We start from the raw sequence: 12,476 nt of genomic DNA on the forward strand, positions 1-12,476 counted from the left end.
TTCTTTTAAAATAATCGCTTCTTTCTTTTCTTTTTATAAATATTGATAACTTCATTCACTAACCATGTCAGTGAGCGTAAAATTTATCCCCAATGGATTATTGGTTACTTTACAAAGCAATGGAAAATCAGGATTTTGTAAAATCCACATTTCCGTGTTATCAATTTGTGCTACCACGTGCAAAGTTGATAGGGCTATGCCGTCAATAATCACAGGATCCGTTTTTTCACTTTTATCCAATACATAGGTTGTATTATTATAAACAAATTGATTGTTTTTTAATAAATCTTGGTAAGAAGACTTAGAAATGATAAAGAACGTTTCCAATGGTTTCAATACGATAACAGGTGTATTTTCACCTTGATTAAAACTCAGTTCAGTTCCTCTTTTAACAGCTTCTGGCGTCATTTTAATACTGCTTTTTACGCCTCGTGTTTCTAAATGAAACACTAAAGTATCTGAAACTATTTGTTTCTTAAGGGACAAGGTTCTTGTTTGGCCATGCAGCTTACAGATATAATTTAAAGTTGTATGATCTTTAATTGATGGTATGTTATTTTGTGCTAAACTGATCTGGTTGATCGCACATAAAATGATGACTATAATTATGTTTTTCATATCCTAATTATTTTGATGGTGGTAAAATAGTGGTTCCCCAAGTTGATGGTTTCGATGACATTTCTAAAATGAGTTCACCACCATTAACGATATCTTTATGTAAAATCCACGATTTATCGTAAGGCTTACCGTTTAAAGAGGCCGATTTAATATACTTTCTTTTATCACTCATATTTTTAGTCGAAATTTTAAAAGTCTTGTCGCCTTCTAATTTCAAAGTGGTTTCTTTAATTAAAGGTGTATTTATTAAATAATATGGCTGACCAGCATTGGGATACAATCCCATCATGTGAAAAGCCAACCAAGAAGACATGGCTCCAGAGTCGTCGTTACCAGGCAAACCCTTTGGCGAACTATTGAAATTATTTTTGATGATAGTACGTATCCTATCACTGCTTAAGTCTGGACGACCAATCCAATGATACATCGTAGGTGTTAAAAACGAAGGCTCATTTGAAACATCATACAATTCGTTATCAAAAAAAGTATCCAATCTGTTTTTAAAAGCTACATTACCTCCAGTTCGCTTGATAACCTCAGGAATATCATGAGGGATGCTTAAAGAATATTCCCAAGACGTCCCTTCATAAAAAAACACACACCAGTGGCAAACATACCAAGGAGATTCTGTAATTGTTGGAGTATATTTAAAAGTTGGTTTCTGAATTTTTGATTCACCAAAAACCACATCATCTAACCAATTTCCTGAAGCATCTTTGGGCATAATAAATCCTTTAGAACCATTATTCTCATAATCTGCACGCCATAAATTTTTCCAATTATCAGCTTGTTTTATATATCTATCGTAAATATTCTTATGATTTAAACCCTTGGCTACTGTAGCTATATTGTAATCATTATAAGCATAATCAATAGTTCTGTTTCCTGCTCTATCTATACCATAAGGAATATACCCCAATCGCAAATAATCGACTAATCCGCCACGTCCTTCTTTTTCTTCATTACCTCCCGGAGGTACCTCAGCGTCTTTTAGCATGGCTTTTAGTGCCAATTCATAATCTATTCCTTTTAAATTCTTAACAAAGGCATCGGCAATGACTGTTTCAGCATTAGAGCCTCCTTGTGTACGCCCGTTTTCATTTCCGCTCCTGCCTTCCGGCAAATAGCCATCACGCTTATAAATATTCAACATCGCGTTAATAATTTCAACTTCCCGGTCTGGATCTATAAGTGTGATTAACGGACTAGAGGTTCTAAACGTGTCCCAAATACAATAAAAATCATCGTAATACGGTTCATCATTGGTCCATAAAGGGTTTTCTCCAGTTCTATCAACAGGCATTATCATAGTGTGATATAAGCCTGTATAGAACATTTTTTTATAATCTTCCGAAGTATCTGGCGATAGTGTGATACGGCTTAACAAGTGTTCCCATTTATTTTCTAACGCTAACAAAACGACATTAAAATCCCAATGCGGAATCTCTTTTTCTATATTATTTTTTGCTTTTAACGAACTTAAAAACGAGATGCCTATTTTAACATTGAGTTCTTGTTTGCCTTCTTTTCCAAAAGACAGTAAGGCGCCTGTTTTTTTTCCAGAATCAAATTGTGCAGGTTTATTTGTGAATAATTTTCCATCTTTCCAAGTCACATATTTTGCAATGGGCTGATCAAAAACGGCCCAAAAATAAACGGTGTAGGCACGACCGTTATTCCAGCCGCCTCTAATTCGGCTATAGCCTCTAACTTCTGTTTTTGAAACCACTTCAATTTGAGACCCCACAAATTGCTGGGCTTCTCTAGCATCTGGATTTGGCTCCTTTGGTTCTCCTAAAAAGAAACCTGGATCAATCTTCAATTCCTTAGTGGCAGTTTCAGGATATGTTATGCGATAAAATGATACTTTTTCTCCTGTGGTTATTTCTGTTTTTATTTGATTTTCCTTAAAAACAGTTTCATAGTATCCCAGTTTTACCTTTTCTTCTTGTCTAAATGAGGTTTGGTCAATCTTATTTAATTCATCGGAAAATGGCATGATTTGAATGTTTCCGTATTTTGGTCCGCCGCCAGTGCCACTAACATGCACTTGACTAAAGCCGGTTACTTCTTTTGGCATGGGCAACCAACCACTATTCGGACTCACCGTACAATCTGGACTTGGTTTTACCATTCCGAAGGGACATGAAGGACCGATAAATACGCGTCCGTCTCCTTCGGATCCAATCATGGGATCTACATACCTGTGCAACTCATCTTGAGCATTGATCTGTACAACAAAGCATAATGATATTCCCAGAATAATAAGGTGTTTAATCTTTAATTTCATTGTATTTATAAGGTTTTAGTTGGCAACATTTTTAAATTTATTCTACTACTGACTAGGTTTATTAGACATTTCCAAGAGCAGCTCGCCGCCATTCACTATGTCTTCATGAGATATACTTAAATACATTTTAGGCTTATTATTTAATTTTATTTCATCTATATAAACATTATCAGGGCTGTTATTAGAGGCCTTAATAACAAATGTTTCACCTGAATAATACTTTGGGTTTAACTGTATGGTAACTTTATTAAAAATAGGACTTCCTATTTGATATGCTGGATTTTCTTCCGTTCCACCATTCATTTGAAATAAGCCCATTTTAAACAACACATTCAAACTACCCATTAAGCCTTGGTCTTCATCGCCGTTATAGCCTGTGCTTGGAGCCAATCCACTAAACGTTTCTTTAATCACAGTCCTTGTCCAATATTGTGTTAAATCTGGCCTACCTAATTGGTTAAAAATAAATGAGGTTTGTATGGAAGGTTGATTTCCGAAATTGATTGGAATGCGGCTATATTCTGGATGTAATTCAGCATCATGTGATGTCCCTGAAGTAAACTTTAATGCTTTGGCTGTTTCAAATTGCGTATTTAATTTTTCAATAGCTTTGTCTTTTCCGCCCATCAATAGTGCTAAACCATCAACATCATGTGGTACAAACCAAGTAGATTGTGCCGCATTTGATTCTATAAATCCGTGTTCGTATTGATAAGGGTCAAAGTTTTCGGCCCATGTCCCTTCAACATTTTTAGGTCGCATCCAACTTATGTTGGTATCAAACACATGTTTATAATTTTTGGATCTAGCCATAAAATAATTGTAATCTTCATCATGATTTAATTTTTTAGCCAATTGCGCCAATGTCCAATCTTGATAAGCATATTCCAAGGTTTGGCTGGCACCGTCTTGATGCAATCCGAAGTTCCCTTCAGGAATAGGGTAAGGCACATAGCCTTTTTCTAAATAATATTTTAAACCGCCTCCTATATCCGTAGTATGTTCGTAACCGGCTTTTCCCATAATACCGCCAGACATGTGGTTTTTTTTGAGTGCGCTATAAATAGATTCTAAATCTTCTTTTATGATTCCTTTTTGAATAGCACTTACGATAAATGGTGTTGTGGAAGCTCCTGTCATTACATAAGTATAATTACCCCCAGAAGGCCCCCGGGGAATCATACCACCATCTTTATAATATTGCATTAAGGAATGTACAAACTCTTCCATAATTTCTGGATACACCAATCCCCAAAGCGTATTGATAGTCCATTGTGCGCCCCAAAATGAATCGGAATTGTAATGGTTGAATTTAGGTTTACCATCTGCATTCAATGGCAACTGGCCAACCCTAAAAGTTTTACCTGTATTATCTGGATAGGCGCCATTAACATCGCTAATGATTCTTCTGCCTTGTAAAGCATGCCATAAATCGGTATAGAATCGTTTTTGGTCTGTATCGGTTCCTCCTTCCACTTGAATTCTTGACAACATATTATGCCATTCGGTTTTCGATTCCGTGACTACTTTATCAAAATCCCAATGGGGTAATTCTTGCTGGATATTATTAGTTGCGTTTTCTATTGAAGTATAAGAAATCCCAGCCTTCATTAAAACAGCTTTCTCTGTATTTTCTATCTTGATTAAATAATTTCCTGTTTCAGCATCTTCTTCCAAAGCAGTCACAGGAACATTTAGTTGCACTTTAAAATATATGGTTAATGGTTTAGGACGTCTGTGTGTTGGAGCTGCTACTAATTTACCCGCCAACTCGCTTTTCCCCGTTTGCTTTAGTACGCCCTCTACATTTTCACAAGGTCCCAATATGGTATTTAAGTTGAAGAGGATACCTGCCTCTTTATTTTTCGGAAACGAATATTGGTGAAACCCAACTCGTTTTGTACTTGTTAATGCGACCTTAATTTGATACCTATCTAACTCTACTGAATGATATCCTGGCGTTATTGTTTCTGCTTGATGTTTAAAACTTGAGAAAAAATCAGTAAAAATATGATCTTTGTTTTCATGGGAAATGGTTACAGGCATAACCGATAAACCAGATAGTTGCCAAGCATGGATATGACTGAAGCCTTTTATGGTGTCCGTATTGTAGCGATACCCGGTGCCCCAATCGCCTCCAATTTGCGTATCCGGACTTAAATTAACCATTCCAAATGGACGGCTAGCAGATGAAAAGAAAAACCATCTTGAGTTTTCGGTATCAAGAAAAGGGTATACTTTATCCGATAAAGATTTTTTATCAATAGAAGGTTTTATTTCCTCTTTACAGGAAACTAAAAAGGAAAGTATGATACTAACCGTTAAAATGCCATTAACTATATTATTATTTAACTTCATTGATAATATTAACGAGAAATTTGTATTGAACTCACTAGGATTTTATTTGACCGATAGGTTCTACCTAAATGAATTTATTTTTTACATAAGAAGCAGGCTCATAGAAAGCTTTTATTAAATATCTAATTTTCACTTTCAAGATAAATGTGTTATTGAACTCGTTTAATTTTTTTTCAATTGGCTAAAAAATTGCCCTTTTACGCCCACTCTATGTCTTTTTTTCCTTTCATAGTCCTGCTATGTAACTCAAAAAAAACTTCGATTGGACAAAAAATGACTAATTTTCACTTCAATCAAAAAAATTTAAATGAGTTTATTAAAAATATAGGCAGGCTACAAACATGCCTGCCTATATTTAATTAACAAAAAACTAAACTAACTCTACAAAACTATTTTGAAATAATATTAATAGTTCGGGTTTTGTGTAATACTTTGCTCTGAAGCATCAATTTCAGTTTGAGGTATAGGTCTAACAAGATGTTTTTCTTTAAGTGCATTATTTAAAGCTGCATGCGGATTATGAGCTAAAACACGCTCTATTAACTTACCTGTTCTTTTTAAATCCATCCATCTATTTACTTCACCAGTTAATTCTCTGGCTCTTTCATCAAGTATAAAATCAAGATTTACATCTCCTGACGCTACTGCCGTAGTTAACCCTGCTCGAGAACGCAACGTTGTAAGACGTGCCGCTGCATCAACAGAATTATTTAATTTAAAATAGGCTTCTGCAGCAATTAAATAAGCTTCACCTGATCTCATCATAACCATATCTCTTTCTCCTTGTGAAGATTGATCTGGCTGAGTAAATGTTATGGTAGGATCATCAAATTTAGTAAACATAGGAAAATGTGTATTTGTTACACCGTCATTTTGAAAATAAGTCCCTGGATTAATTACTTTATAGCGCTTTGCAGCAATCTGAGTCGGTGTCCATACTGTTTTAGGGAAATATATCGCTGTATCACCAGCAGCAACGTTTACAGGCGTACCATTTTCATAACCTATATAATCTTCTGTAGCATAATTAACCCTAGTAAAAGTAGCGGCAGCTCTTTTATCATTATCTTCAAAAAGAGAATAATAAAAAGGTGTTGGCATGCCTCCTAAGCCTTGTACTGTTTTTTCTAAACCTGGGTAGTCATAAAATCTAAATTTATATAACATATGCTTAGAGTTGCCCCACCCTCTGCTTACTGAATTACTTCCAAATAAATAAGAGAAAATTACTTCTGAGTTTCTTTGATTACCTATATCAACCAGTGATGCAAAAGAAGATACTAATGGATGATTAGTTATTACCGTTTCTGCTAAAGAGGCTGCCTCAGTAAAATCTGAAGATGTTCCAAATGATTTGTAACCTCTTGTTAGGAATACTTTAGATAACAAGTGTCTTACAGCATCTTTAGTTACTCTGCCGTATGCACTTGCTGTTGAATTAACAGATGCTAAGGCATCTTCTAAATCTTGAACTATTTGAGTGTAAACTGCTTCTTCGCTATCTCGTGTATATTGAGTTTGACCTGTTGTAACTTGATTTAAAACTAAAGGAACACCTCCATAATTTTCTACTAAATTAAAGTAGCTCCAAGCTCTAAAAAATTTAGATTCTCCAATACCAATAGCTTTTTCACTATCTGTAAGATCTGCAATGTTTTCTGCATTATCTATAGCTGTATTAGCTGCTGAAATGATACTATATTGATTCGCCCAATATACCCCTACAGCCCAAGTGAAAGAATTCATATTTACATAATCATTAATTTCATCGGTACCTTGAATTGTTGATCTTCTGGTTACAACATCAGTCCCTAGATCTTCTAAAGTATAGTACATATCAGGACGATAATGCGTCGTTGTTTCTCTAGCTCTTTCATATACCGAAGCTACCAATTGATTAAATGTCTCCGAATCAGAACTGGCTGTTTCAATAGTTATAGAAGACTTATTTTCTTCTTCTAAATAACTGTCGCAACTCGTGTTAAACACACTTGCAGTAAGCAGTATAACAATTATTTTATGATTTATATATTTCATTTTTTTTGAATTTTATTTATCAGATAATTAAAAATTTAAATTAAGGCCTAGCATGTATGTACGAGACAAATAAGAGGCTCCCCAAGAGTTTCTACCAGCACTATCTGGATCCCATCCATCATAATCTGTAAAGATGAATGGGTTTTGTACAGTTGTATAAAACCTTAAACCTTCAATTTTCAGTTTATCTAAAATATTAGAAGGAAGCGTATAACCTAATGTTATAAAACCAACTCTAGTATTCGAAATATCTTTATACTTAATAGTATGTTGATATTGTCCACCATTACCTGGTTGATACCAATTGTTGGTAGGATTAGTTGGTGTCCAGTAATTTACATCATATGCATTAAAAAGTCTTGACGGGTCATTATCGTAAGGGAATGAGTTATTTGTATGGAAATTACTCATTAATTTATTACCCTGACTTGTACTTATAAAAAATGAAAAGTCGAAGTTTTTATAATTCATAGTACTAGTAAGACCTCCAGTCCATTTTGGCGTTACTTGACCAATAACTTGTCTATCTTTATCAGCAGTTATCACTCCATCACCATTTAAGTCTTTTACTCTTACTTGTCCTGGTGTTTGCCCATAAGCTGCAGCTTCAGTTGCTTCATCTAGTTGCCAAACGCCATCTAGCACATAATCATAAATAGCTCCAATAGGCTCACCTACTCGATGAATAAGACTTGTACCTCCAACGTTATAGAAGATATCGCTTCCGTTTAATTTATCAATAGTATTCTTGTTAGATGCAAAATTAAAATTAGTGGTCCACTTAAAATCACCGTTATCAATATTCACGGTATTTAAAGCAATCTCGATTCCTTTATTTGTAGACTCTCCAATATTATCATAAATACCTGTAAAACCAGTAACCGCAGGAATAGCTTTGTAAAATATAATATCAGTATTTTTTCTATTATATATATCAATAGAACCATTAATCTTATTATTTATAAACCCGAAATCAAGACCGAAGTTTACCTCACTTGTTTTTTCCCATTTAAGATCCTTATTTGCTATATCGGTTACATATAAACTTGGAACAGCAACATCTCCAATATTCGTAGCACTACTACCAAGCAGGGATTGAGATCTTAATGGACCTAATCCACCGCCTTGACCATTATTACCGGTCTGACCATAACTTAACCTTACTTTTGCGTTAGAGAATATACCTTGAGATTGCATAAAACTTTCATCAATTAATTTCCAAGCGACAGCTGCCGATGGGAAAAATGCCCATTTATTGCCTTCAGCTAAAATAGATGCTCCATCATATCTTCCTGTTACAGTAAATAAATACTTGTCCATTAAAGTATAATTTATTCTTCCAGTATAAGATTCTAAAGTTTGTTTAATAAAATCACTTGAAACTTCTCTAATATCAAGTCCTGCGTCTAAATTGTAGAATGAATAATTATCTGTTGTGAAATTTCTAACTTGATTATAATAACCTTCAGAACGCTCGCTAAATCTAGAAATTACACCTGTAAAATCTACAGCATGAATTCCTTCCGTAAATTTATAGTTAAGAATATTATCCCAAGTGTAAGAAAAATAATTAAAATTGTTTACTTGAGCTCTTCTGTTCTTAGGATTACCTGTTACACTTTTAGAATATAGTGCACGATATTCCCCATATCTTGTATATTTTACATTTGGAGAAAACTTAGTAGTAAATGTTAATCCTTCTAAAGGTTTAATTTGCAATGCAATATCACCTATATATTGTAGGAATTTTGTTTCTTTCGTTTCTCCATTTGGCTCAAATAATGGATTTGTAATTTGAGTTTCCTTCTGTGTCGGAAAGAATCTTAAAGAACCATCGTCATTATATGGTCTTCCAATTGGCTTTAATCTGTAAGCACTTCTAAACCCTTCCCAACTTGCAGAATTTTGAAGTGCATGAGTAACATAGTTACTTACACTTAAATTCAACCATTTAGTAAGATCGCTGCTTAAACTTCCTCTAATGTTATAACGATCAAAAACTTCACCACCAAGTGTACCTTCATCTTTAGTGTAAGCCAATCCTGCGGCATATTTAGTTTTCTCTGTTCCTCCGCTTACGTTAACAGTGTGGTTGGTTTGAAAACCGTTTTGAAGTGTAAGATCTACCCAATCTGTACTTATGCCATCGGCAACATTTTGTAATTCTTCAGCATCTAAATAATCTGATAGCACAACCTGATCTCTAGTATAACTTAAATTTCCTGATGCAAACTGATTACCCACTACAACATCTTTAAGGTATTCTACATATCCAGGACCATCTTGCATGTCTGGAAGATGATAAGCTTGTTTAAAACCTACATAATTACTATAATTAACTTTAAGATCTCCGGTCTTACCACGTTTTGTTTCAACTATAACAACCCCGTTACTACCTCTAGAACCATATATAGCAGTTGCCGAAGCATCTTTTAAAACATCCATTCTTTCAATATCTGCAGGGTTAACAAATGAAATATCATCTACAAAGATACCATCCACAATGAAAAGTGGATTTTGACCTGGATTAAAACCACCTTGGTTTGCAGTTTCATTTGAATTGATAGTACTTGCTCCACGAATACGGATATTAAAACCACCCGATCCCGGTTTATTATCTGTACGCTGAATTACTACCCCTGCCGCTTGACCTTGTAATGCCGAAACGGCATCAACTTTGTTTGCTTGTTGAATTTCTTTAGAACCAATTGATGCAACAGAACCAGTTAAATCACTTTTCTTAACTGTTCCATAACCAATAATTACGACTTCATCAAGCTTTGCAATATCCTCCTCGAGATTAACATTCATTGGAGATTGTCCTGTATAAGCAACCTCTAAGGTTTTATAACCTACATAAGAGAATACAAGAACATCTCCTGAATTGGCCATAATCGAAAAGTTACCATCAAAATCAGTAGATGCACCAATTGAAGTTCCTTTGATTTTTAAATTGGCTCCTGCTATAGGAACATTGTTTTCATCTGATACAACTCCAGTGACACTATCCTGTGACCAAGAGATAGATGAAAAACATAGCATCATGGCTATTAATAAAAGTTTAATTTTTTCCATATTTAAATTATTTAAATTTTAGTTACTGCTAATTTATTGTTAAGACTTTGTTAACTAATGGACATCTTATTCATTTATATGGATTTTTTGATTAAATCCCTTTATTTTATGCTTTTTTATAATAAACAAGATATTTACTTACAACTTTTTTAACTTAATATTTCCACTTAACAAAAGCTTCCATGGCTGCATAATTTGACAAACCTAATTTATCATATATATGAGCCGTTTCTCTGTTTCTATCTTCGGCTCGTTGCCAAAATTCTCTACTATCTGCTCCTTGAAACACGACGCCATCCTTTTGAGATTGATGCTTAAAGATACCTTTACGTTTTTCAAGTACTTGATCTGGCCCCATGGGTATTGCCATTTCAATTTCATCGACACTCCATTCTTGCCAAGCACCTCGGTATAGCCAAACCCAGCAGTCATCCATAAACTTTTTTGACTTTAATCTTTTAACTGCATTAAAAATGGCATCTAAACATACTTTGTGTGTACCGTGTGGATCTGCTAAATCTCCCGCAGCATAAATTTGGTGCGGTTTAATTTTCTCTATTAAATCCATGGTGATTTGGATATCCTTTTCACCTAAAGGCTTTTTCTCGATGGTACCCGTTTCGTAAAAAGGAAGTTCCATAAAATGAATTTGACTATCTGGCAAACCTATAAAATAACAAGTAGATTGTGCTTCTCCTTTTCTAATAAGTCCTTTTATATAGCGTACCTCTTCAATATCAATTTCGCTTGTCTTTTTATTTTGAAGAAATGTTTTTGCTTTTTTATAAATAGCAGAAGCTTCGTTATTTTCTATGCCAAACTTTTCGTTGTAATCGCATACAAAACTTGCAAAGCGTAAGGCTTCATCATCTGCAACAGCAATATTTCCAGACGTTTGATAGCCTAAATGCACTTCATGGCCTTGCTCATGCAGGCGCTTAAAAGTACCACCCATACTAATAATATCATCATCTGGATGCGGACTAAATATTAAAACTCTCTTTTTTGCAGGTTCGGCACGTTCTGGTCGTTTGCTATCATCAGCATTGGGTTTTCCTCCAGGCCAACCTGTAATGGTATTTTGTAATTTATTGAATATTTGAATATTAATATCGTAGGCTGGACCTGAATCTGCTAGTAAATCACTCATCCCATTCTCAATATAATCAGCATCAGTAAGCATCAAAATAGGTTTCTCTAAATGCAAGGCTAAACCTAATACTGCCTTTTTTGTGAGCGCTTCTGTCCATTCCACTTTTTCAACCAACCAAGGTGTATTGATACGTGTTAATTTTGATGCAGCGGATTTATCCAACACAAACGTGGCATTATTATGCTCTTGCAGAAAAGAAGCTGGCACTAAATTGGTGACGGTTCCTTCTACAGAAGATTTGACAATATTGGATTTCCCTTCTCCCCAAGCCATGAGTATAACGCGTTTGGCTTCCATTATTTTTTTAACACCTAACGTAATAGCTGTTCTGGGTGTATTATTCAATCCCGAAAAATCTCCGCTAGCAGCTACTCTAGTAATATGATCTAAAGCGACCAATCTGGTTTTGGAATTTTGAAGTGATCCTGATTCATTAAAACCAATATGACCGTTACCCCCAATACCCAAAATTTGTAAGTCCAAACCGCCTAATACTTCTATTTTGGATTCATAGTCATTACAATATTCTGCTATTTCTTCCTTTTTTAGCATGCCATCTGGCACATGATAATTTTCTGGTAAAATATCTACGTGATTGAATAATTGTTCCTTCATAAAACGAACATAGCTATTTATAGAGTCTGGCTCCATAGGATAATATTCATCCAAATTAAAGGATATCACATTCTTAAAACTAAGTCCTTCTTCTTTATGCAACCTTACCAATTCTGCGTACAAACCCTTTGGTGAAGACCCTGTGGCTAGTCCTAATATGCAAGGTTGTTTTTGGTTTTGTTTTACTTTAATAAGCGCTGCAATCTCTTTAGCAACAGATTTGGAAGCTTCTGTTGAGTTTTCATAAACTACAGTTTCTACGTTTTCAAATCGTTTTTCAAAACTTGTTGCCTTATCTATACTACTATATAACATTGCTTTGTTTTTTTA

General features: G+C 34.6%; 6 protein-coding genes. All 6 read right to left on the reverse strand.

What is annotated here, in order from left to right; all coding sequences use genetic code 11:
* Nucleotides 1-51 precede the first annotated feature (51 nt).
* Nucleotides 52-486, reverse strand: coding sequence for a hypothetical protein (locus ACGK9U_RS05645; RefSeq protein WP_394465392.1), 435 nt, complete (start codon nt 484-486; stop codon nt 52-54).
* A 139-nt stretch (nt 487-625) separates the two neighbouring features.
* On the reverse strand, nt 626-2,908 hold the full coding sequence (locus tag ACGK9U_RS05650) for a GH92 family glycosyl hydrolase (RefSeq protein WP_394465393.1): 2,283 nt from the start codon (nt 2,906-2,908) through the stop codon (nt 626-628).
* Between the two features lie 45 nt (nt 2,909-2,953).
* Entirely contained in the window at nt 2,954-5,266 is a 2,313-nt protein-coding gene (locus ACGK9U_RS05655; RefSeq protein ID WP_394465394.1) for a GH92 family glycosyl hydrolase, read from the reverse strand.
* Nucleotides 5,267-5,671: 405 nt separating this feature from the next.
* The gene (locus ACGK9U_RS05660; protein ID WP_394465395.1) at nt 5,672-7,255 is read right to left on the reverse strand and encodes a RagB/SusD family nutrient uptake outer membrane protein; all 1,584 of its coding nucleotides are present in this window, start codon (nt 7,253-7,255) and stop codon (nt 5,672-5,674) included.
* A gap of 75 nt (nt 7,256-7,330) precedes the next feature.
* Complete coding sequence (locus ACGK9U_RS05665) at nt 7,331-10,378, reverse strand: SusC/RagA family TonB-linked outer membrane protein (protein WP_394465396.1); 3,048 nt, start codon at nt 10,376-10,378, stop codon at nt 7,331-7,333.
* A 154-nt stretch (nt 10,379-10,532) separates the two neighbouring features.
* Nucleotides 10,533-12,461 (reverse strand): glucosamine-6-phosphate deaminase, encoded by a 1,929-nt coding sequence (gene nagB, locus ACGK9U_RS05670; protein WP_394465397.1) that lies wholly within the window; start codon nt 12,459-12,461, stop codon nt 10,533-10,535.
* Nucleotides 12,462-12,476: the final 15 nt, after the last annotated feature.

Source organism: Mariniflexile sp. HNIBRBA6329, assembly GCF_043558645.1.
GTDB lineage: Bacteria > Bacteroidota > Bacteroidia > Flavobacteriales > Flavobacteriaceae > Mariniflexile.

Bases quoted from the DNA above. Each gene is read 5' to 3' on its own strand.
- ACGK9U_RS05665 (WP_394465396.1), bottom strand. From the start codon at position 10,378: ATGGAAAAAATTAAACTTTTATTAATAGCCATGATGCTATGTTTTTCA.
- ACGK9U_RS05650 (WP_394465393.1), bottom strand. From the start codon at position 2,908: ATGAAATTAAAGATTAAACACCTTATTATTCTGGGAATATCATTATGC.
- ACGK9U_RS05655 (WP_394465394.1), bottom strand. From the start codon at position 5,266: ATGAAGTTAAATAATAATATAGTTAATGGCATTTTAACGGTTAGTATC.
- nagB (WP_394465397.1), bottom strand. From the start codon at position 12,461: ATGTTATATAGTAGTATAGATAAGGCAACAAGTTTTGAAAAACGATTT.